Annotated in this window: 22 protein-coding genes; 3 read left to right on the top strand and 19 right to left on the bottom strand. The window is 71.1% G+C overall.

Annotation, left to right across the window (positions count from 1 at the left end):
- Position 1 precedes the first annotated feature (1 nt).
- On the bottom strand, positions 2 to 718 hold the full coding sequence (locus tag ACH0A8_RS03085) for a response regulator transcription factor (RefSeq protein WP_251155536.1): 717 nt from the start codon (positions 716 to 718) through the stop codon (positions 2 to 4).
- A gap of 122 nt (positions 719 to 840) precedes the next feature.
- Entirely contained in the window at positions 841 to 2,100 is a 1,260-nt protein-coding gene (locus ACH0A8_RS03080; protein ID WP_406906450.1) for a class I SAM-dependent RNA methyltransferase, read from the bottom strand.
- A 14-nt stretch (positions 2,101 to 2,114) separates the two neighbouring features.
- On the opposite strand from ACH0A8_RS03080, the gene ACH0A8_RS03075 reads away from it, so the two are divergent.
- Positions 2,115 to 2,924 (top strand): Maf family protein, encoded by an 810-nt coding sequence (locus tag ACH0A8_RS03075; protein ID WP_406906448.1) that lies wholly within the window; start codon positions 2,115 to 2,117, stop codon positions 2,922 to 2,924.
- A 79-nt stretch (positions 2,925 to 3,003) separates the two neighbouring features.
- Positions 3,004 to 4,782 carry a biotin carboxylase N-terminal domain-containing protein gene (locus tag ACH0A8_RS03070; RefSeq protein ID WP_271825316.1) on the top strand — a complete coding sequence of 593 codons (1,779 nt, stop codon included), beginning with the start codon at positions 3,004 to 3,006 and terminating at the stop codon, positions 4,780 to 4,782.
- 84 nt (positions 4,783 to 4,866) lie between these two features.
- Here ACH0A8_RS03070 and ACH0A8_RS03065 read toward each other — a convergent pair whose 3' ends face one another.
- The 17 genes from ACH0A8_RS03065 to ACH0A8_RS02985 form a co-directional block, all read right to left on the bottom strand.
- On the bottom strand, positions 4,867 to 5,802 hold the full coding sequence (locus tag ACH0A8_RS03065; RefSeq protein WP_251155532.1) for a hypothetical protein: 936 nt from the start codon (positions 5,800 to 5,802) through the stop codon (positions 4,867 to 4,869).
- 230 nt (positions 5,803 to 6,032) lie between these two features.
- A complete protein-coding gene (locus ACH0A8_RS03060; RefSeq protein ID WP_406906525.1) occupies positions 6,033 to 7,679 on the bottom strand; it encodes a phospho-sugar mutase in 1,647 nt (548 codons plus the stop codon).
- A gap of 71 nt (positions 7,680 to 7,750) precedes the next feature.
- On the bottom strand, positions 7,751 to 8,578 hold the full coding sequence (locus tag ACH0A8_RS03055; protein WP_066655080.1) for a purine-nucleoside phosphorylase: 828 nt from the start codon (positions 8,576 to 8,578) through the stop codon (positions 7,751 to 7,753).
- Between the two features lie 32 nt (positions 8,579 to 8,610).
- Positions 8,611 to 8,889 carry a PTS sugar transporter subunit IIB gene (locus ACH0A8_RS03050; protein WP_209685140.1) on the bottom strand — a complete coding sequence of 93 codons (279 nt, stop codon included), beginning with the start codon at positions 8,887 to 8,889 and terminating at the stop codon, positions 8,611 to 8,613.
- Positions 8,886 to 9,332 (bottom strand): PTS sugar transporter subunit IIA, encoded by a 447-nt coding sequence (locus tag ACH0A8_RS03045; RefSeq protein ID WP_066655083.1) that lies wholly within the window; start codon positions 9,330 to 9,332, stop codon positions 8,886 to 8,888. The genes ACH0A8_RS03050 and ACH0A8_RS03045 overlap by 4 nt, the downstream gene beginning before the upstream one ends.
- Positions 9,333 to 9,334: 2 nt before the next feature.
- Complete coding sequence (locus ACH0A8_RS03040; RefSeq protein ID WP_209685139.1) at positions 9,335 to 10,447, bottom strand: adenosine deaminase; 1,113 nt, start codon at positions 10,445 to 10,447, stop codon at positions 9,335 to 9,337.
- A 131-nt stretch (positions 10,448 to 10,578) separates the two neighbouring features.
- On the bottom strand, positions 10,579 to 11,868 hold the full coding sequence (locus tag ACH0A8_RS03035) for a thymidine phosphorylase (protein WP_209685137.1): 1,290 nt from the start codon (positions 11,866 to 11,868) through the stop codon (positions 10,579 to 10,581).
- 1 nt (position 11,869) lies between these two features.
- Positions 11,870 to 12,289 (bottom strand): cytidine deaminase, encoded by a 420-nt coding sequence (locus ACH0A8_RS03030; RefSeq protein ID WP_066658412.1) that lies wholly within the window; start codon positions 12,287 to 12,289, stop codon positions 11,870 to 11,872.
- 127 nt (positions 12,290 to 12,416) lie between these two features.
- Positions 12,417 to 13,703 (bottom strand): ABC transporter permease, encoded by a 1,287-nt coding sequence (locus ACH0A8_RS03025; RefSeq protein WP_066655089.1) that lies wholly within the window; start codon positions 13,701 to 13,703, stop codon positions 12,417 to 12,419.
- Entirely contained in the window at positions 13,700 to 15,046 is a 1,347-nt protein-coding gene (locus ACH0A8_RS03020) for an ABC transporter permease (RefSeq protein WP_271825313.1), read from the bottom strand. Before ACH0A8_RS03020 ends, ACH0A8_RS03025 begins: the two co-directional genes overlap by 4 nt.
- Positions 15,043 to 16,563 carry an ABC transporter ATP-binding protein gene (locus ACH0A8_RS03015; RefSeq protein WP_066655091.1) on the bottom strand — a complete coding sequence of 507 codons (1,521 nt, stop codon included), beginning with the start codon at positions 16,561 to 16,563 and terminating at the stop codon, positions 15,043 to 15,045. Before ACH0A8_RS03015 ends, ACH0A8_RS03020 begins: the two co-directional genes overlap by 4 nt.
- Before the next feature lie 95 nt (positions 16,564 to 16,658).
- Complete coding sequence (locus ACH0A8_RS03010; RefSeq protein ID WP_066655092.1) at positions 16,659 to 17,729, bottom strand: BMP family protein; 1,071 nt, start codon at positions 17,727 to 17,729, stop codon at positions 16,659 to 16,661.
- A gap of 268 nt (positions 17,730 to 17,997) precedes the next feature.
- Positions 17,998 to 18,357, bottom strand: coding sequence for a hypothetical protein (locus tag ACH0A8_RS03005; RefSeq protein WP_144411330.1), 360 nt, complete (start codon positions 18,355 to 18,357; stop codon positions 17,998 to 18,000).
- Between the two features lie 286 nt (positions 18,358 to 18,643).
- Positions 18,644 to 19,165 carry a hypothetical protein gene (locus ACH0A8_RS03000; RefSeq protein ID WP_144411331.1) on the bottom strand — a complete coding sequence of 174 codons (522 nt, stop codon included), beginning with the start codon at positions 19,163 to 19,165 and terminating at the stop codon, positions 18,644 to 18,646.
- A 60-nt stretch (positions 19,166 to 19,225) separates the two neighbouring features.
- Positions 19,226 to 19,621: a hypothetical protein gene (locus ACH0A8_RS02995; RefSeq protein ID WP_144411332.1), complete on the bottom strand. Its 396-nt coding sequence runs from the start codon at positions 19,619 to 19,621 to the stop codon at positions 19,226 to 19,228.
- Positions 19,622 to 19,782: 161 nt separating this feature from the next.
- A complete protein-coding gene (locus tag ACH0A8_RS02990; protein WP_406906444.1) occupies positions 19,783 to 20,154 on the bottom strand; it encodes a hypothetical protein in 372 nt (123 codons plus the stop codon).
- Positions 20,155 to 20,335: 181 nt separating this feature from the next.
- Positions 20,336 to 21,622 carry an alpha/beta hydrolase gene (locus ACH0A8_RS02985; RefSeq protein ID WP_406906442.1) on the bottom strand — a complete coding sequence of 429 codons (1,287 nt, stop codon included), beginning with the start codon at positions 21,620 to 21,622 and terminating at the stop codon, positions 20,336 to 20,338.
- A 40-nt stretch (positions 21,623 to 21,662) separates the two neighbouring features.
- Here ACH0A8_RS02985 and ACH0A8_RS02980 point away from each other — a divergent pair, with 40 nt between their 5' ends.
- Positions 21,663 to 21,821, top strand: a complete 159-nt coding sequence (locus ACH0A8_RS02980; protein ID WP_209685128.1) for a hypothetical protein — start codon at positions 21,663 to 21,665, stop codon at positions 21,819 to 21,821.
- Positions 21,822 to 21,912: the final 91 nt, after the last annotated feature.

The following is a 21,912-nucleotide window of genomic DNA, read 5'->3' as shown; positions in this document are numbered from 1 at the left end:
GTCAGCGGCCGTCGGCGTCGGGGTCGATGCCCGAGTCGAGCCCGGGCAGGATGCCGTCCTCGACCGCGCGGCGCAGCAGGTCGACCTTCGTCGGCGCCGGACGCCCCACCTCGACGTACTTCACACGGATGCGGTCGAGGTACTCGCGCGCCGTCGAGTACCCGATGCCGAGCTGCTGCGCCGCGAGCTTGAGCGGCAGCCCGGAGGCGTAGAGGTGCAGGATCTCGCGCTCGCGGCGTCCGAGCTGCGCCTTGGCGAAGTCGCGGTCGGCGTCGATGGCGCTCGCCCACTCGAGGTTGTTGAGCACGTCGCCGCGGGCGACGGTCGCCACGGCCGCCATCACGGTCTTGGTCGCGGACGACTTGGGGATGACGCCGGCCGCCCCTGCGGCCAGTGCCTCGCGCACGCTCGCGACGCGGTCGGCGATCGAGTGGACGAGCACCGCGGAGCCGGTGCCCTGCACACCCTTGACGTTCGCGGTCACGGTCGAGCCGTCGCCGAGCGACAGGTCGAGCACGACGACGTCGACCTCACGCCCGCCGAGCTGGGCCACGTACTCGGGCACGCTCGCGGCGGTGAGCACCACCTCGAACCCCTCGTTCTGGCACGCCGCCTGGATGCCGAGCCGCACGGACTCGTGGTCGTCGACGATCGCGACGCGGACGGGCCTGGTGGCCAGTCCGGTCGTCCCGCTGCTGGTGTTCGTGTCTGCTGCCACGGTGACCTCTCGTTCCGATGCGCGCCCGGCCCCTGTCGCCGGGAGCGATCACCGACCAAGGATACCCAGGTCGGACCCAGGCTCCGAGTTGTGGGACACCGCGTCACACTGCGGACCCGGGGTCAGGCGATCGGGACCAGCCGCGCGACCGCCTCGAGGTGGTGGGTGTGCGGGAACAGGTCGAACGCACGCAGCGCCTCGAGCCGGTACCCGAGGTCGGCGAAGGTCGCGACGTCGCGCGCCAGGGCGACCGGGTCGCAGGCGACGTAGACGACCTGCGCGGGCTGGAGCGCGGCGACCTGCACGACGACCTCGCGGCCCGCGCCGGACCGCGGCGGGTCGAGCACGACGGTGCCGGCACGGAAGCGCTGCAGCTCCGGTCGGGACGCGTCGGCGGCCGTCCGGGCGAGCCAGCGGTCCACGCGGCCGGTCTCGGCACGCGCGCCGATCCACTCCGCCAGGTTCTCCTGCGCGTGCTCGGTGGCCCGGGCCGCGCTCTCGACGCTCGTGATGCGGGCCTTCGGGCCGACGACGTCGCCGAGTGCCGCCGCGAGCAGTCCGACGCCGCCGTAGAGGTCGAGGTGCTGCCCCTCCGGGTCGAGCCGGTCACGGTCGACCAGGTCCTGCACGGCCGCGGTGAGCACGGCCGGCGCCTGGCGGTGGACCTGCCAGAAGCCGTTGTCGTCGACGGTGAACGAACGCTCCCCCACGAGCTCGGTCACGACGGTGGGCTTCTGCTCGTCGATGACGAGCCGGGCCCCCTCGGCGCCGCTCGGCGCGAGGACGTCGACGACCGACGCGCCCGGCATCGCACCGCGCCCGAGCGGCGCACTCTCCTGCACGCGCGCGGAGGCGAGCGGGAGCGAGGCCACCGGCACCACCGTGTGGGAGCGCGAGGCGAACGGGCCCGCCGTGCCGTCCTCGTCGACGTGCAGCCGGACGCGCGTGCGCCAGCCGAGGCCGTTCGACTCCTCGTCGCCGGGGGCGGCCTCGACCATGACGTCGTGTCCGAGCACCTCGGTGAGGTCCGTTCGGGCGAACCGCGCGAAGGCGTCGACCAGGACGTCGTGCTTGAGGGTGCGCTGGTTCGGCAGGGCGATGTGCCCGAACTCCGCACCGCCGGCGCGCACGGCGGGGTCGCGGTCGAGGGCGGCCTCGGGCCAGACGTGGTCGACCCGGTGCTCGCTCGGCGACAGGACGGACACGGTGTCGGCACGCCAGAACGACTTCTTGCGGTCCTCGGTCACGCGCGCGACGACGCGCTCGCCCGGCACCGCGTCCGAGACGAAGACCACACGCCCCTCGTGCCGTGCCACCGAGATGCCGCCGTGGGCGATCCCGGTGACGTCGAGTTCGAGCAGCGTTCCGACGGATTCACCCATGGTTCGATGTTCCCATGCGTCTGTACCTCGCGAGTACCTCCCCCGCCCGCCGTGCGCTCCTGGCGCAGACCGGCATCGAGCCGGTGCTCGTCGCGCCGGGCGTGGACGAGGACGCCGCCGTCGTCGCCGCGCGGGCCGCGCTCGGCCGGGAGCTCACCGGTCCGGAGCTCGTCGGGCTCCTCGCGGTCGCCAAGGCGGACGCCGTCGCGGACGCCCGCGTCGCCGGGTCCGCCGTGGACGGCTTCGTGTTCGGCGGCGACTCCGCCTTCGAGGTGGACGGCGTCCTGCACGGCAAGCCCCACGACCCGGAGGTCGCGAAGGAGCGGTGGCGGCAGATGCTCGCCGCGGGCGGCGGCACCCTGTGGAGCGGCCACTGCGTCGTGGACCGGCGCCTCGACTGCGGTCTCGACACGGCCCCGGACGCGACCGGGGACCGGCCTGGAGGCGCGGAGGGGACCGGCACCGTGCCTCCCGTCCGACACGTGGACGCGGCAGACGGCGGGCCGCTGGGCATCGCGGGTCACCTCGGTGACGTCGCGCCGGGCGGGTCCACGCTGGTCACCGCCGGCGACCACGTCGTCGCCGTGGACAGCGCCGTGCTGACCTTCGCCGAGGACGTGTCGATCGAGGAGATCGACGCGTACGTCGCGACGGGCGAGCCCCTCGAGGTCGCGGGCGCCTTCACGATCGACGGACGGGCCGCGGCGTACATCACGCGCATCGACGGAGCACCGTCGGCCGTGGTCGGGCTGTCGCTGCCGGTCCTGCGGTCGATGCTGCTCCGTGGCTTCGGCGTCGCCTGGCACGATCTGTGGGCGCTGTAGACATCCACACTGCTGGACGCTGTTTCTTTGTACGTGCCGGTCAAAACCGGCCGCCGCTGCACGAATACGCTGACGTACCATGCCCCGTATCAGCAAGGTCCTCATCGCGAACCGCGGCGAGATCGCCGTCCGCATCATCCGCGCGGCCCGCGACGCTGGCAAGGCCTCGGTCGCGGTGTACGCCGACCAGGACCGCGACGCCCTCCACGCCCGCCTCGCCGACGAGGCCTACGCGCTGAACGGCACCACGAGCGCGGACACCTACCTCGTGATCGACAAGATCATCTCGGTGGCCCGCCGGTCCGGCGCCGACGCCGTGCACCCCGGCTACGGGTTCCTCGCAGAGAACGCCGACTTCGCCCGTGCCGTCATCGACGCCGGGCTCACCTGGATCGGCCCCTCGCCGGAGTCGATCGAGCAGCTCGGGGACAAGGTCTCCGCGCGCCACGTGGCCGAGAAGGTCGGCGCGCCGCTCGCGCCGGGCACCATCGAGCCCGTCGCGGACGCTGCCGAGGTCATCGCGTTCGCGGACGAGGTCGGTCTGCCGGTCGCCATCAAGGCGGCCTTCGGCGGCGGCGGCCGTGGCCTGAAGGTCGCACGCACGCGCGACGAGGTCGCCTCGCAGTTCGAATCGGCGACGCGCGAGGCCATCGCCGCGTTCGGTCGCGGTGAGTGCTTCGTCGAGAAGTACCTCGACAAGCCGCGCCACGTCGAGACCCAGTGCCTGGCCGACGAGCACGGCAACGTCGTCATCGTCTCCACGCGCGACTGCTCGCTGCAGCGTCGGCACCAGAAGCTCGTCGAGGAGGCCCCGGCGCCGTACCTGACGCCCGAGCAGCAGACGCGCCTGTACGAGTCGTCGAAGGCGATCCTGCGCGAGGTGGGCTACGTCGGCGCCGGCACGTGCGAGTTCCTCATCGGCGCGGACGGCACGGTCTCGTTCCTCGAGGTGAACACCCGCCTGCAGGTCGAGCACTGCGTCTCCGAGGAGGTCACGGGCATCGACCTCGTCCGCGAGCAGTTCCGGATCGCCGAGGGCGGCACGCTCGACTACGAGGACCCCACCCCGCGCGGTCACTCGTTCGAGTTCCGCATCAACGGCGAGGACCCGGGACGGAACTTCTTCCCGGCACCCGGTCCGGTGCACGCGTTCACCGCACCGTCGGGCCCCGGCGTCCGCGTCGACTCCGGTGTGGTCTCCGGCGACGTCGTCTCCGGCTCGTTCGACTCCATGCTCGCGAAGCTCGTCGTCACCGGCGCCACCCGCGAAGAGGCACTCGAGCGGTCGCGCCGCGCCCTGGCCGAGTTCGAGGTCACCGGACTGCCGACCGTGCTGCCCTTCCACCGTGCGGTCGTGTCGGACCCGGCGTTCGCGACGGACGACGAGACGCCGTTCAGCGTGTACACGCAGTGGATCGAGACGGACTTCCAGAACGACGTCCCGGCCTGGAGCGGTTCCCCCGAGGAGCTCCCCGCACCGGCCGCCCGCGAGAGCGTCGTCGTCGAGGTCCAGGGCAAGCGCATCGAGGTCACCATGCCCTCGATCGTCGGCGGTGGCGCTGCCGGTGCCGCCGGTCGGCGTCCGGCCGGTCCCTCCGCTCCCCCGAAGCGCCGGTCGTCCGGTGTGAAGGGCGGGCTCGTGTCCTCGGGTTCGGTGACGTCCCCGATGCAGGCAACCGTCGTGAAGCTCGCGGTCGCCGAGGGCGACACCGTCGTGAAGGGCGACCTGCTGGTCGTCCTCGAGGCCATGAAGATGGAGCAGCCCGTCCAGGCCCCGCGCGACGGGGTCGTGACCGGCCTGAACGCCCCCGTCGGCCAGACGATCTCGTCCGGCCACGTGCTGCTCGAGCTCGCGTAGCGCGCCGCGCCGCTTCGAACCACGAAAGCGACGTCGAACCACGGCCCGACCCCGGTTCGACGTCGCTTTCGTGGTTCGTCGCGCTCACCACTCTGGCGTCACGCGGAGCCCACGACGCACCGGGACGCCGGCATCGGCCAGCATCGCGGGGAAACGTCCTCCCGGAACGACGTCACGCCAGACCGGGCGGATGACGCCGCGCACCTCCGGGAGCGCTCGGAGGCGGTCCTCGCGGAGCTTCTCCGCGATGACGATCTCGTCCGCGGAACGCCCGCCGCGCAGATCGGGATCGCGGTACTTCGCGAGCCCGTCGAACTCGACGACGAAGCCCTCGTCAGGCAGCCAGAAGTCGACCCGGCCGATCAGACCGGTAGCGTCCTGGAACACCTGCTGCTGGACTGGCGGCGGGCAGCCGACGTCGTGCATGACCAGGTGCGTGACGCTCTCCCCCGCCGACTCGGACAGCCCGGACGCGAGCCCGAGCACCTGTCGCGCGCGTCGGTGCGCGCGGACCGGGAGCCGTCGCGTGAGCATCTCCTGGAGGTCCGACTGCTCCACGCCCCGACGGACGGCCGCGTCCGCGACCGCGAGCGCACGGCCACGGTCGTACCGCAGGAGGACGTCGATCGCCGTCTCGGGGACGTCGGTGACGACCAGTCCGTCGACGACCGCGGTGCGCACCCGACGGCCGGCACCCGGCACCTTGTCGACGTGCCGGGTCCGCTGCGTCGTCGTCCGGCGGGGATCGGTCAGCGTCACCCGGTCGGGCACGGGCAGGATCCACGGCAGACGGTGGAGCACGACAGCGGATGCGTGGGACACCGCGGTCCCGGGTGCTCGCTCGTGCGCTGCCCTCGTCCGAGCGATGTGCCGCTCCCACTCGGTCGCCACGTCCCACTCGGCCTGGACGGCGAACGCCCCGTAGCCGATCACGACCAGCGCCCCACGCTCGACCATGCGCTGCTGGCGACGTGCCGCGGCCGGGTCTGGGTGTTCTCGGACGACGTTCGGAACGGTCATCTCGTCAGGATGCCGATCATCGAGCTCCCCGACAGTGCTCGACGGCCGCGGAGTGAAGGACGCCTCCCTTCCACAGCGCCGTGACGACGAGTGACGAACCACGAATCCGACATCGAACCAGGCGCAGGGCGTGGTTCGATGTCGGATCCGTGGTTCGACAGCGCGGCGGCGAGCGGAGCGGAGCGGAGCGGCGGCGGCGGCGAGCGGAGCGGAGCGGCGCCGGCGCCGGGCTACGACACCAGCGGGCGCACGTCGGCGGCGAGGGCGTCGACGAGCGCCTGCGCCTCGGCCGGCGAGGCCGCCACCGTGTCGATGTAGACCTTCACCTTGGGCTCGGTGCCGCTCGGGCGGACGATGACCCGCGCGCCGCCCTCGAGGTCGTAGCGCAGGATGTCGGACGGCGGGAAGCCCTCCACGCCGTCCGAGTAGTCCGTCACCCCGGTGACCGTACGGCCGCCGAGCGACGAGGGCGCCGACGACCGCAGCGACGTCATGATCTCCCCGATCCGCGACAGGTCGTCCACGCGGGTCGACACCTGTCCGGAGGCGAACGCCCCGAACTCGGCCGCGAAGGCGTCGAGCTGGTCGGCGACGGTCCTGCCCTCGGCTGCGAGCGAGACGGCGAGGTCGAGCAGCGCCAGGGCCGCCGAGATGCCGTCCTTGTCGCGGACGACGCCGGGGTCGACGAGGTAGCCGAGCGCCTCCTCGTACCCGAACACCAGGTCGGGCACGCGGGAGACCCACTTGAACCCGGTCAGGGTGTCCCGGTACCCGAGCCCGTACCGCTCCGCGACGCGGGCGAGCGCGGGCGAGGACACGATCGACGCCGCAAGCACACCCGACCCGTCCGACGAGCCCGCGGCCTGCGCACGAGCGGCGGCCCGCCAGCCGAGCAACCAACCGACCTCGTTGCCGGACAGGCGACGGAACGAGCCGGCACCGTCGGGGATCGCCAGGGCGAGGCGATCGGCGTCGGGGTCGTTCGCGATGACCAGGTCGGCCCCGACCGCGACACCACGCGCGATCGACAGGTCCATCGCACCCGGCTCCTCCGGGTTCGGGAACGACACCGTCGGGAACGCGCCGTCCGGCTCGATCTGCTCCGGTACGACGGCGGGCTCGGCGAACCCCGCCGCGGCGAACACGGCTCGCGCGGTCTCCCACCCGACGCCGTGCATCGCCGTGTAGACGACCTTCGGTTGCGCGTCGACCGGGAGGGTCGGGGCCGGCACCGTCGCGGCGGTCGCGTCGACGTAGGCCCGGGCGAGCTCCGGACCGGCGACCGTGTAGTCGGTGGAGCGCACGAGGTCGCGGACGTCCCCCGCGGCGACCGCGTCGATCGCCGCGGCGATCTCGCCGTCGACCGGCGGGACGATCTGCGAACCGTCGTCCTCGCCCCCGAGGTACACCTTGTAGCCGTTGTCCCGCGGCGGGTTGTGGCTCGCGGTCACCATGACGCCCGCGCCGACACCGAGGTGGCGCACCGCGAACGCGAGCACCGGCGTCGGGAGCGCGGACGGCAGGAGGGTGACCTCGAGCCCGAGGCCGCGCATGACCTCGGCGGAGTCGCGAGCGAAGACGTCGGAGTTGACCCGGCCGTCGTAGCCGATCACGACGCTGCGGTCACGACCGGTGTCGATCAGGAAGCGCGCGAGCCCCGCCGCGGCCTGCGTGACGACGACGCGGTTCATGCGCTGCGGCCCGGCGCCGAGCTCGGCGCGGAGGCCGGCGGTGCCGAACTGCAGGCGACCGGAGAACCGCGCGGCGAGCTCCTCGGCGTCGCCGCGGTCGATCAGCTGCTGGAGTTCCGCACGGGTCTCGTCGTCCGGGTCCTGCTCCACCCACGCGCGGGCGCGGGACAGGACGTCCTCGTCCACGGCGGCGAGGGCACCGCCGTCACCGAGGTCGCCGTCCGCGATGGCGCCGTCCGAGGCGCCCTCGTGCCGGGTCACAGCGCCGCCACCACGCGGGCGAGGAGGTCCGCGATGACCGGCTCGGCCTCGCGCCCGGCCTCGAGCACCTCGGCGTGCGAGAGCGGGGTCTTCTGGATGCCCGCGGCGAGGTTCGTGATGAGCGAGAAGCCGAGGACCTCCATGCCCGCCTGACGGGCGGCGATCGCCTCGAGCGCGGTCGACATGCCGACGATGTGCCCGCCGATGGTCTTCGCCATCTGCACCTCGGCCGGGGTCTCGTAGTGCGGGCCGCGGAACTGCGTGTAGACGCCCTCGTCGAGGGTGGGGTCGATCGACTTCGCGACCTCGCGCAGCCGTGCCGAGTACAGGTCGGTCAGGTCGACGAACGTGGCGCCCTCGAGCGGGCTGTCCGCCGTCAGGTTGATGTGGTCGCTGATGAGGACCGGAGTGCCGGGCGTCCAGTGCTCCTTGATGCCGCCGGCGCCGTTGGTCAGCACCATGACCGACGCCCCGGTCGCCGCGGCGGTGCGAACGCTGTGCACCACGCGACGGACGCCGTGGTTCTCGTAGTAGTGGGTCCGTGCACCGATGACGAGTGCGTGCCGGCCGTCCTGCAGGCGGATCGACCGGACCGTGCCGGAGTGTCCGGGCACCGCAGAGGCGCTGAAGCCGGGGACCTCGGCCGCGGGGATCTCGGACACCGTCTCGCCGATGATGTCGGCGGCCTTGCCCCAGCCGGAGCCCAGGGTCAGGGCGATGTCGTGCCGCTCGATGCCGGACCGGTCGGCGATGACGGCGGCGGCGTCGCGGGCGACCTCGAACGGGTCGGCGGCGGGGTCGTTCAGCGGGTTCTCCGTGCTCATGCCCCAACTCTAGAGGCAGCGTCGGGAGCTGCTCAGTGCTCCCCGAGCGCCCGGTCGACCGCGGCCGTGATCTCGCCCTGGTCGAAGTGGTTCCGGATCACGATGACCTCGGCGTAGGTCTCCCCGATCGCCTCGACGAACTCCTGGCTGGTCAGGATCACGTTGGCGTCCTCGGCCACGGCGCGCACCGAGGCGACGTCCGCCGCGACGACCGACGCCGACAGCCCGAGCGTGCCGAGGGCCTTCTCCGCGTTCACCTTGAGGATCCCGCTGGACCCGATCCCCGCACCGCAGATCGTCACGATCTTCACGCCGACACCCCCATGATCGTCCGGACCTCGTCCGCCGAGCCCGCCGCCGCGAGCCGCGCCGTCACCGTGGCGTCGTTGAACGTGTTCGCGATGTCGCCGATCGACTCGAGGTGCGTCCCGACCTCGGCGACCGCGAGCCCGAGGACGACCGACACCGGGTCGTTGTGCGGGTGCCCGAACGACACCGGTTCGCGCAGGGTCACGACGGCCAGCCCGTCCCGCAGCACCGCCGGTCCCGGCCGGGCGTGCGCGAACGCGAGCCCGGGTGAGATGACGATGTACGGGCCGTGCTCCTCGACCAGGTCGATCATCGCGTCGGTGTACGGCGGCGTCGCCGACCCCGAGGTGACGAGCGCGGCACCGGCGAGCCGGAGCGCGTCGCGCCACGAGGACGCGCTCGCTCCGAGCACGACGGCGTCGTCCGGCAGCGGCGGCAGGGACATCGCTAGGCCTCCTGGTGTCCGGCCGTGATGGTCGCGATGATCTCCTCGCGGTCCTCGAGCGGCAGGAACGAACCGAGCGCGGCGTTGATCTGGAACGCGGCGAGGTCGTCGAGGTCGTAGCCGAAGGTGCCGGCGAGCAGGGCGAGCTCGCGTGACAGCGACGTGCCGCTCATCAGGCGGTTGTCGGTGTTCACCGTCACGCGGAAGCCGAGCTGGTACAGCACGTCGAACGGGTGGTCGGCGAGGTCGTCGCCCCACGCGGCGATCGCACCGGTCTGCAGGTTCGACTGCGGGGCGACCTCGAGGGGGATCTCGCGGTCGCGGACCCACGACGCGATCTCGCCCAGCGACGCCAGCGTGGAGCCGTCACCGGCGTCCGACAGGGTGATGTCCTCGAAGATCCGGACGCCGTGGCCGAGGCGGAGCGCCCGACCGTCCACCAGCGCGGAGCGGATCGACGCCAGCCCGTCGGCCTCGCCGGCGTGGACCGTGACCGGGAACAGCTCGGATGCCAGGTACTCGAACGCCGCACGGTGGTTCGCGGGCGGGAAGCCTGCCTCGGCCCCCGCGATGTCGAAGCCGACCACGCCGCGGTCCCGGTGCCGGACGGCGAGCTCGGCGATCTCGAGCGACCGGTCCGCATGACGCATCGCGGTGACCAGCTGGCCGATCCGGATCGCGCCACCCGCGGCGTCGACCGCCTCCTCGATGCCGGCCTGCACCGCCTCGACCGTCTCGTCGAGCGTCAGCCCACCCCGCAGGTGCTGCTCCGGTGCCCACCTGATCTCGCCGTAGACGACCCCGTCGGCCACGAGGTCCTCGACGAACTCCTTCGCGACACGGTGCAGCTGCGGCGCGGTCTGCATCACCGACGTCGTGACGTCGAAGGTCTTCAGGTACTCGACGAGCGAGCCGCTGTTCGACTGCTCGGCGAACCATGCGCCGAGTGCCTCGGGGTCGGTCGTCGGCAGCTCGATGCCCGCCTCGTCCGCCATGTCGACGATGGTCGCCGGGCGCAGACCCCCGTCGAGGTGGTCGTGCAGCGAGACCTTGGGCAGGTCGTCGATGACCGCTCCGGCGTCGGGCAGGCGGTAGGTCGGGGCGTCGGCGCTCATGCTCCCAGGCTAGCGGTGGTCGCCGACGCCGCGTCGGCACCTGTGCACAACAGACGGACGGACCGACTGGAGGCTCCCCACAGACGAGTGGGGAGCCTCCGGTCGGTGTGGCCGGGTCGCGGCCGCGGCGCTCAGCCGGTGATGCGCTCCCGCACGATGGGGCCGCGCTCGGGCGCGGACGACCCGATCGCCCACGCACCCTCGAGCGACTCCAGCGCGCGGTCGAAGCGCGCCGGCTCGTCGGTGTGGAGCGTCCAGAGCGGCTGGCCCGCGGTGACGGTGTCGCCGGGCTTGACGTGCAGCTCGATGCCGGCTCCCGCCTGCACCGGGTCCTGCGCGCGGGCCCGGCCGGCGCCGAGACGCCACGCGGCGATGCCGAACGGCAGGGCGTCCTGCTGGACGAGCACACCCGACTCCGTCGCCGTGACCACGTGCTGCTCGCGGGCGACCGGCAGGTCCGCAGCGGGGTCGCCGCCCTGTGCCTCGATCATCCGGCGCCACGTGTCCATCGCGCGACCGTCGGCCAGCGCTGCCGCGGGATCGGCGTCCGGCAGCCCGGCGAGCCGCAGCATCTCCGACGCGAGCTCGACCGTCAGCGAGACCACGTCGGACGGGCCGCCGCCGGCCAGGACCTCGACCGACTCCCGGACCTCGAGCGCGTTCCCGATCGTCAGGCCGAGCGGGACCTCCATGTCGGTGAGCAGCGCCGAGGTCGCCACGCCCGCGTCGTTGCCGAGGTCGACCATGGTCTGCGCGAGCTCCTTCGACGCCTCGTACGTCGGCATGAACGCACCGGAGCCGAACTTGACGTCGAGCACGAGCGCACCCGTGCCCTCGGCGATCTTCTTCGACATGATGCTCGACGCGATGAGCGGGATGCACTCGACGGTGCCGGTGATGTCACGGAGCGCGTAGAGCTTCTTGTCCGCCGGTGCCAGTCCCGAGCCGGCCGCGCAGATGACCGCGCCGACGTCGCGGAGCACCTCCATCATGCGGTCGTTCGAGATCGACGCCTGCCATCCGGCGATCGACTCGAGCTTGTCGAGCGTGCCGCCGGTGTGGCCGAGCCCGCGGCCGGAGAGCTGGGGCACCGCCACCCCGAACGACGCGACGAGCGGCGCGAGCGGCAGCGTGATCTTGTCCCCGACGCCTCCGGTGGAGTGCTTGTCCACCGTGGTCTTGCCGAGGGCGTCGAACGACATCCGCTCCCCCGACGCGATCATCGCGAGCGTCAGGTCCTTGATCTCCCGCCGTTCCATGCCGTTGAGGAAGATCGCCATCGCCAGGGCCGCCATCTGCGGGTCCTCGACGTACCCGCGCGTGTACGCGTCGACGAGCCAGTCGATCTCGGCGGTGGCCAGGGCCTCGCCGGAGCGCTTGGTGCGGATGAGGTCGACGGTGTCGAAGGGCTCGACTGCCATGTCAGTGCTCCTGCTGGTAGGTCGCGAGGGTGCGGGGCCCGAACGCGTCGGGGAGCACCTGGTCGATCGTGCGGATGCCCGAGACCGTCTCGAGGAGCATGCCCTCGGTCGAGTGCTCGAACAGCAGCTGCCGGCACCGGCCGCACGGCATGAGCGTCGCACCGTCGCCGTCCACGCAGGTGAACGCGACGAGCTTGCCGCCGCCGGTCATGTGCAGCTGCGAGACGAGCGAGCACTCGGCGCACAGGGTGACCCCGTACGACGCGTTCTCGATGTTGCAGCCCGAGACGATCCGTCCGTCGTCGGTGAGTGCAGCAGCGCCGACCGGGAACGACGAGTACGGCGCGTAGGCCCGCCGCATCGCGGCGGTCGCAGCGTCCCGCAGGGCGCTCCAGTCGACGTCGACGCTCGCGTCGATCACGGTGTCCGGGTCGGACGGGAGGCTCGTGGCCGGGTCCGTCCAGGACGGCTCGCCGGTCGCGGGGCCGGTGGTGACCTCCTGGTCACCGGAAGGGTTCGTGTCGGTCATGTGCCGCGCCTCCAGGCCGTCAGCTCTTGGTGTACGGCTTGCCGGCGGCCGCCGGTCCGCGCGACTGCCCGACCAGGCCGGCGACCGCGAAGATCGTGACCACGTAGGGCAGCATGAGCAGGAACTCGCTCGGCACCGGCGAGTCGATCGCGCCGAGGATGTTCTGCAGGTTCGACGCGAAGCCGAACAGCAGCGCCGCGAGCGTCGCGCGGATCGGGTCCCAGCGACCGAAGATGACGGCGGCCAGGGCGATGTAGCCCGCGCCCGCGGTCATGTCCTTCGTGAACGGGCCGACCGCGTCGAGCGTGAAGTACGCGCCGCCGAGACCGGCGATCGCGCCGGCGAGCGAGACGTTCCAGAAGCGCGTCCGCGCGACGTTGATGCCCACCGTGTCCGCGGCCTGCGGGTGCTCGCCGACCGCGCGGAGGCGCAGGCCCCAGCGGGTCTTGAACAGCGCGAAGGTGACGACCGCGACCGCGACGTAGGCGAGGTAGACGACGACCGTCTGCTCGAAGAACACCGGGCCGATGACCGGGATCTGGTGCAGGACCGGGATCTCGAGCTTCGGGAAGCGCACGCCGATGTTGAGCGTCTGCTCGTTCGGCGAGAGCACCTGCGAGTAGAGGAAGCCCGTCAGGCCCGAGATGAACGCATTGATGACGACACCGACGATGACCTGGTCGACCAGGTACTTGATGCTGAACGCCGCCAGGAGGAACGAGACGAGCACGCCGGCGACGAGCGCACCGACGAGGCCGACCCACGCGGAACCGGTCAACGAGGCGATCATCGCCGAGGTGAACGCGCCGGCGAGGAACTGGCCCTCGATGGCGATGTTCACGACGCCGACACGCTCCGAGATGACGCCGCCGAGGGCACCGAACACGAGCGGGACGCTGAGTCCCAGGGCGCCCAGGAGCAGGCCCGGCACGGGGATGGTGTCCCCGGCGGCCGACCAGGCGAGGAAGCCGACGACGAAGACGACCGCGAAGACCGCGGTCAGCCAGAGCGGGATCCGGCGGTTCGCGCGGACCTCGACGACAGCGTACACGGTGGCGAGCGCCAGCAGGACGATGACGACGATGCCGGTACCGGTCGCGGGGAGCGGCACGTTCGGCAGCGCGAAGAAGTCACCGCCGTTCGCGAGCCGGAACGTGGTGTCGCCGGCACGGTGGAGCACGCCGAAGAACAGCAGCGCGAGCAGGGTGAAGACGCCGAAGCCGATCGGGGCCTTCCAGCTCCGGGTCGTCTCGATCGGGCGGTCGGACAGCGCCGGTGCGGGCGCCGCGGTGGTGGTGGTGCTCATGCGGCGACCGCCTTCCGGGAGTTCTTCGCGGCACGACCGCGACGACGCGCACCCGGCTGCGGGATGCGGAAGATCGCGCGGACGAGCGGCGGTGCGGCGATGAACAGGACGATGAGCGCCTGGATCACGCCGACGATGTCGATCGGGATGTCGTTCGCGGCCTGCATGGCGTAGCCGCCGTTCTTGAGGACGCCGAACAGGATCGCGGCCCAGAACACGCCCCACGGCTTCGAACGGCCGAGGAGGGCGACCGTGATCGCGTCGAAGCCGATGCCGGCGTCGATGCCCGAGGTGAAGCCCGAGGTCACGGCGCCCTGCACCTGGTAGGCGCCGGCGATGCCGACGAGCGCACCGGAGATGACCATCACCCAGATGGTGAGCGCGGGGACGCTCATGCCGGCGACGCGGGCGGCGCGCGGGTTCTCACCGATCGTGCGGAAGCGGAAGCCGAGCGACGACTTGTTGACGAGCCACCACACCACGACCACGGCGATGAGCGCGACGACGAAGCCGAGGTCGATGCCGTACCGGGGACCGAACAGCGCCGGGAAGACCGCGCTCTCCTTCGTGGCGGGCGAGATCGGGTTCGAGCTGCCCGGCGCCTGCAGCAGCCCCGGCGTGCGGAGCAGGTAGCTGACGAGGTAGAGCGCGACGTAGTTGAGCATGATCGTCAGGACGACCTCGTTGGCACCGGTGCGGGCCTTGAGGACCCCGACCAGGCCGCCCCAGACCGCACCGCCCACGATGCCGGCGACGACGGTGAGCGGGATGTGGATCGCGGCGGGGCCGTCGAACGAGAAGCCGACCCAGCCGGCGGCTGCGGCACCGATGAGGATCTGACCCTGGCCGCCGATGTTGAAGAGGCCGGCCCGGAAGGACAGCGCGATGCCGAGGCCCGCGGCGATCAGCGGCACGGCGTAGTCGACCGAGCGTGTGATCGGCGCGATGGCCTGCGCGAAGGAGCTCGCGCCGAAGTTCACGACCGAGCCCTGGAAGAGCGACCGGTACGCGCCACCGACCGCGGTGCCGACGGCCTGGAAGGTGTCGGTGGGGCGGGCGAAGAAGTACCCGGCCGCCGCGCGGACGTTCTCGTCGGTGACGGCGATCAGGATGCCGCAGGCGACGAGGGCGAGGACGACGGCGAGGACGGTCACGAGCACGGAGCCGTTGACGATGCTCTGCAGCGCCGTGCTCCAGCGGTCACCGCCGGCAGCCCGACGCTCGGTGTCGTCCGCCGAGTCCGTCATGAGGTGCGGGGTGCCCTCGACGTCCTGCATGCGGTCGTCGGTGGGTGCCTCGGCCGGGGTCGCCGGCTGCGTGTTGTCTGGCGTGGGGGTGCTCACGCTGCCAGCTCCGTTCCTTCTGGGATCTCCCCGGCCATCATGAGGCCGAGGACGTCGCGCGGGGTGTCCGCGGGGACGATGCCGACGATGCCGCCGCGGTACATGACCGCGATCCGGTCGGCGAGCGCCACGACCTCGTCGAGCTCCGTGGAGACGACGATGACCGGGACGCCGGTGTCGCGGGTGGCGACGATGCGCTTGTGCACGAACTCGATCGAGCCGACGTCGATGCCGCGCGTGGGCTGCGCGGCCACGAACAGCCGCAGCTCGCGGCTCAGTTCGCGGGCGAGGACGATCTTCTGCTGGTTGCCGCCCGACAGCCGACCGGCCGCCGTGGTGCGGGACGGCGTGCGGATGTCGAACTCCGCGATCTTCTCGTCGGCGAACGCGTCGCGCTCGGCGGCGCGGATCGTGCCGGCCCGCACGAACTCGTCGTGGTCGGCGCGGTCGAGCATGAGGTTCTCGGCGATCGTGAACTCCCCGACCAGGCCGTCCTCCTTGCGGTCCTCGGGCACGAAGCCCACCCCCGCGTCGAGGACCTGCTTCACCGTGCGACCGGTGAGCTCCTTGCCGTCGAGCGTGATGCGACCCGCGTGCACGGGCTCGAGGCCGATGATCGCCTCGGTCAGCTCGGTCTGCCCGTTGCCCTGCACACCGGCGATGGCGAGGACCTCGCCGCGGCGGACGGTGAACGAGACGTCGTCGACGAGCACGACGCCCGACGGGTCGGTGACGGTCACGCCCTCGACCACGAGGGCGTCCTCGCCGCCGGACGCGGGCGTCTTGTCGACGACGAGCGAGACGGCCCGGCCGACCATGAGCGCAGCGAGCTCGTTGTTCGTCGCGGTCGGCGAGGCCTCGCCGACGACCTTGCCGAGGCGGATCACCGTGATCCGGTCGGCGACCTCGCGCACCTCGCGCAGCTTGTGCGTGATGAAGACGATCGCGGTGCCGGCCTCGCGGAGCTGGCGCATGATGCCCATCAGCTCGTCGGTCTCCTGCGGCGTCAGGACCGCCGTCGGCTCGTCGAAGACGAGGACCTTCGCGTCGCGGGACAGCGCCTTGATGATCTCGACGCGCTGCTGCACGCCGACGGGCAGGTCCTCGATGCGGGCGTCGGGGTCGACGTCGAAGCCGAAGCGGTCGCTGATCTCGCGGACGCGCTTGCGGGCCCCGGCGAGGTCGAGGCGACCACCGAAGGTCGTCTGCTCCTGACCGAGCATGACGTTCTCGGCGACGGTGAACACCGGCACGAGCATGAAGTGCTGGTGCACCATGCCGATGCCGGAGCGCATGGCGTCGCCGGGGCCGTCGAAGTCCTGGACGACGTCGTCCAGGAGGATCTCGCCCTCGTCCGCCTGGTACAGGCCGTAGAGCACGTTCATCAGGGTGGACTTGCCCGCACCGTTCTCGCCCAGGAGGCAGTGCACCTCACCGGGTTCGACCGTGAGGGAGATGTGGTCGTTCGCGACCAGGGGGCCGAACCGCTTGGTGATTCCGCGGAGCTCGAGCTTCATGTTGTCTACTGCGTTCCTGTTGGTCAGCGCGTCACCCGTCGGTGGACGCGCGGAAACGCGGGCGGAGGATCGATCCCCCGCCCGCGTTCACCCGACTACTTGTCCGACTGCGTCTCGACCGTGATCGAGCCGTCGATGATGCCCGACTTGATCTTGTCGAGCTCGTCCTGCAGACCCGAGTCCACCTTGGACTCGTAGTCGTGGAACGGCGCGATGCCGACGCCGTCGTTCTTCAGGGTGCCGACGTACGGCTCCTTCGAGAACTTGTCGTCCGCCGCCTGCTCGACGACGTCCTTGACCGCCGGGCGCATCCCCTTCATCACCGAGGTGAAGGCGATGTCCTTGTAGCGGGGGTCGGCTTCGTAGAGGTCGCTGTCCGCGCCGATCAGGACCGAACCGTTGTTCGCGTCCTTGATCGCCTCGGCTGCCGACTGGTAGATCGGGCCACCGACGGGCAGGATCACGTCGGCGTCCTGGTCGAGCAGGGTCTGCGCGACCGACTTGGCCTGCGTGCCCGCCTCGAAGCCACCGGTGAAGGAGCCCTTGCCGGTCTCGACGTTCCAGCCGACGACCTTGACGTCCTTCTTCTTCTGCTCGTTGTAGTACTTCACGCCGTCCGCGAAGCCGTCCATGAAGATGGTGACGGTCGGGATCTGCATGCCGCCGAAGGTGCCGACGACGCCGGTCTTCGAGTAGGACGCCGCCGCGTAGCCGGCCAGGAAGGCGGCCTGCGAGGTGTCGAACGTGATCGGCTTGACGTTCTTCGCGTCGATCGAGTTGTCGTCGATGATCGCGAACTCGGTGTCGGGGTTCGCAGCTGCCTGCTTCTTCGTGGCGTCTGCGAGGTTGAAGCCGACCGTGATGATCATGTTGCAGTTCTGGTTGACGAGCTGCTCGATGTTCGAGTCGTAGACCGTGGCGTCCTTGGACTCGGCCTTGTTGTAGTCGGCGCCGAGCTCCTTCGCCGCGTCGACCATGCCGTCGAAGCCGAGCTGGTTGAAGGACTTGTCGTCGAAGCCACCGGCGTCGGAGACCATGCAGGGGCGGAAGTCGGTCTTCTTCGCCGAGGTGGTGTCGGACGGGGCAGCCGAGCAGCCGGCCAGGACGGCCATGGTGCCGGCGAGCGCGAGGCCGCTGAGCAGGACCTTGCGGGTACGAGATGTCACGGGTTGGTTCCTCCGGGGGGCGGTGCCCGGACCACGTGCGTTCCGGGCGATCGTGGCGACAGTACACGACCGTCGGGCCGGTACAGAACGCCCCTGAGGGACTGCTGGGATCAGTTACCCGATCGCGACCCCGACGAAACGCGCTCGTAACGCCGACGTCCCCCGGGGACCCGGTCCGGGGGACGATCCGAGGATTTCGTGGTGGAGCGCTACAGCGAGCGACACCTGCCGTCGTTCGTGCACGGAAGCACCAGACGACGGTCCTGCATCACTCGTCGGCCTGCTGCTCCGCGATGCGGTCGGCGTCGCCGGGGAAGCACAGGGACACTGCCTGGACCGTGGAGTTGCCGGGGGAGGCGTACGCACTGATCGAAGCGATCTGTTCACCGCCGCGCCCGAGCACCGCCGGTCCGTCGTCTGGATCACGGACGATGACCCGCAGCCCCTGCCCACGCCAGTGCTCCGCAATCCGGGCGCCCTCCTCGGACGGGTCACCCGCCAGCGTGCTCCCCGAGAGGTACCGCCACTGCGCACCCTGCTCGCCGTCGGACAGGACGCAGTCCTCGGGGTGGTCAGGTCCGGCTCGCGCCTTCCAGTGCCCGCCGAGGAGTCGGGTTGCATCGTCCACGGCGTCGATCATCTGCTGTTTCGCGGTCGCTGCATCCGGGTAGGACTCCGTTCGTCGGTCCGTCGCTGTGTCGGTCGCGCTGGGGACACAGCCGCGCAGCAGACCCGCGAGCGCGAAGACGACGGCGGAGCTCGCGACGATCCGCTCGCTGCTCCGGCGAACGGAGACCGCCGTGAACGATGCTCCGTGCGTCACCCGTCGGCCTGCTGCTCCTCGACCCGTGGTCGTGGTCAGACGACGCGCGGGCCGTCCTGCGTGCATGCGCATCCTCCTTCGACGGAGCGGATCAGGACCCGCTGCTCTGCTCCTCTTCGATCTCGTCGGCACTCCCCGCGAAGCAGAGCGATTCGGCCTCCAGCGTGTACTTGCCCGGGAACGCGTACAGATCGATCAGCGCGGTCGAGGCTCCACCCCGTCCGACGACGACCGGGCCGTCAGGATCCGCGACTCGTCCGACGGTCATGCCCGCGGACTGCCAGGTCTTCGTGACCGCCGCAGCATCGTCGTCCGGATTGCCCCCTCCGTCCGTCCTGGTGGTCAGGTAGACCCAGTTGGCTCCTTGTCCACCGTCGGGGAGCGTGCAGCTGTCGACGTAGTCCGGACCCTGCGTGGTGACCCATTCGCCCCCGAGCGCCGCAGCGGTCCTGTCGACGAGCTCGGTCATCTTCCGCTGAGCAGTCTCGGGGTCCACCTGGGCCGTCCTTCCATCGTCGGACAGCGTCTCGCCGACCGGAGGGTGTTGCGTGCAACCGCTGATGACGATCAGCAATGCGAGGGGTGTGAGGGCAACGCTCGTCAGGCGCCGCATGGTCAGCTCGGCAGACATTCGTCTCCTCTCGAGACGCTCCGGCGTCTCGTCCTCGGAGGCTCACTCGACCTCGTCGGCGTCGTCCTCGGCCATGCGGTCGGCGTCGCCGGGGAAGCACAGCGAGACGGCCTGGCCGGTGTAGTTGCCGGAGACCGCGTAGAAGCTGATGGACGCGATGTCCCCGCCTCCCCCACCGAAGACCACCGGCCCGGTGCTCGTGTCCCGCGCGGTCACGCGCTTGCCCTGCGCACGCCAGTGGTCGGCCATCGCCGAGCCGTCTTCCTCCGGCCGCCCCTCGATCGCGCTCCCCGTCAGGTACCGCCAGTGTGCTCCGCGCTCCCCGTCCGGCAACGAGCACCGCTCCGCTGCGTCCGGTCCGGTCCGCGCCGTCCACACTCCGCCGAGGAGCTCGGTGGCGTCGTCCACAGCGGCGATCATCTGTTGCTTCGCGGTCACTGCGTCCACGATCGGATCCGTTGCGCTGGCCGTCCTCGTCTCGACCGCTCGGGACGCACACCCGGTGCTCAGTCCCGCGAGCGCGAGGACGACGATGAGGCTTGCGAGGTCGCGCGCGCTGATCCGGCACGGCCAGGACACCACGAACCCGGGATCGCGGGTCATTCGTCGGCCTGCTGCTCCTCGATCTCGTCTGCGTCGCCAGCGAAGCACATCGAGAGCGCTTGGATGCTGTAGTTGCCGGGGAAAGCGAAGAAACGGATCATCTCGACGCGATCGCCGCCGCGAGCGACCACCGCCGGCCCCTTGGAGTCAGCGAGTCGGTCCACGGTCAGACCGGCGGACCTCCAGACATCGGAGGCAGCAGCAGCGTCCGCCTCGACGTCGGCGAACTCTGCTCGAGCAACTCGGTACACCCACCGAGCTCCTTCTTCGTCGCTCGACAGCTGGCAGCTCTCGACGTAATCGGGAGACGTCCGCGTCTCCCATTCGCCGCCGAGCGCGGCCGTTGTCTGATCGACGATGTCGATCATGTTTCGCTTCGCAGTGTCTGCGTCCACGGAGGACGTCCTCTCAGTCGGTCGGGTTGCATCATGCTGCTGCCCGGCACATCCGGCGGTCACGACGACGACTGCCAGTAGCGCCGCCGTCGCCGCGAGTGCGCGACGAGCACGGTGTCGTGCGTTCATGTGCCTCCTCCTTCGTCGGACCGGGTCATCGATCTCGCGCCCCGGTCAGCAACTCGTCCTGACCTGTGGTGGCGAGTGCCACGTTGTGCAGTGACTCGGTACCACGGTCCAGGTAACCTCGGTGGTCCTTGAACACCGGGGCGTGATGCAGGACCGACGCAAGGGTCTGCCCCTCGCTCCCAGTCCCGCCGTCGGCGCCGAACACGGTCGCTCCGAAACCCTGCGCGGTCGGGTCGACGCGATGGGCGAGGCTCTTCTCCCGGCCGAACGTCGCCCATTCGTCACCCTGTCCGGACTCGCCGGTGGGGCCGTCCTTCGCCTGAGCCGCGAAGACCTGGTCTGCGTGCAGCTGCTGCGCATCGTCGAGACCATCGGGCAGCCCGGCAGAACCCAGTGCGACGAACCGATCAACGTGGACACCCCGCTCGGCCAGAGCCACAGCGCCCGCGGTCGTGCCGTAGGAGTGCGCCACGACGTTCGTCTGCACGTCATCAGTTCCGCGGACGGCTGAGAACCCGCGGATCGAATCTGCGAGACGCTTGCCGCCGTCCTTCGCCTTGGCCATGAGGAGCACATCCTGTGGTCCCGGGGTGGTGTAGCCGACCCAAGCGACGACTGCTCGATCCGAAGGGTCTGCGACGTCTGTGGTGTCCGCAACGTCCGTTTGCTCATCGGCGATGTTCTGAGCGGCCCTCGCCCACGTCGTCATGTCCGCTGTCGTGGTGTCCATACCAGGGACAGCCCAGGTCGCTGACTTCGCACGGTCCAGATCGCCGATCGAGACGGCAGCGAGCGGCGGTCGATCATCCGTGAGAGCGATGAGGAAGCGCTTGCCGTCGGAACCCTTCTTCGTCAAGGCAGCATTGACGTTCCGGAGGGCCTTGCGGTCCGCGTACCGCGCCGTCAGTTCCCGCGCCAACACCCGTGAGCCGTCACCCGCCGATGCGACCGTCCGCTCCAGCTGCTCGATCTGGCGCTCCACGTCGACCAGTCGCTGGTTCAGCACGAGGGCGTTCGCCGTACTCCGCGCCCAGTACGGGACACCCTCGAGGTTCCCGAGTCGCGCGAGCACGTCCGTCGGGAAACCGTCGAACACGCTGGCGTCGGCCGTCGTCAGCCCGAGCGCAGCCCAGCGCTCCGCGACCTCCGTCGGCGTCAGGTGCTCCGCGAACAGCCGTTGGAGGGCAGGCGCCGCCTGTCCGGTCGCCGCGATGTCGAGAGCCGCGTTCGACAGCGACCCACTGCCGCCGGCGGCCTCGAAGGCGTCGGCGATCCTGCCGATCCAGCTCCGATCCTCGTCGTTCTCGCGCACGTAGCGCGCGAAACCCGCCGGCATGCTCGCGCGGTCGACCGTGACCCAGGCGCAGGAGGACCGGAAGGAGGACCACGCCGATCGCACGCGCTCGGACTCGGCCGACGCGGTCGTGTCCGGTCCCGAGGTCGTCGTCACGAAGGCCCGGAGCGCGCTCGGATCGGCAGAACTCCTGCCACGGCTCGCTCCGTCGCCGTAGCGCGCACGCTCCCGACCGCGGAACTCGGCGTCGACCTCCGGCCTCGGCTCGGGTTCGGTCGCCGGCTCGGGATCGCCGAAGCGCTCCAGTG

Source organism: Curtobacterium sp. 179-B 9B NHS, from assembly GCF_045370965.1.
Taxonomy (GTDB): domain Bacteria; phylum Actinomycetota; class Actinomycetes; order Actinomycetales; family Microbacteriaceae; genus Curtobacterium.
The sequence above is the reverse complement of the archived record's forward strand: the minus strand, read 5'-3'. Positions and strand labels throughout refer to the sequence as shown.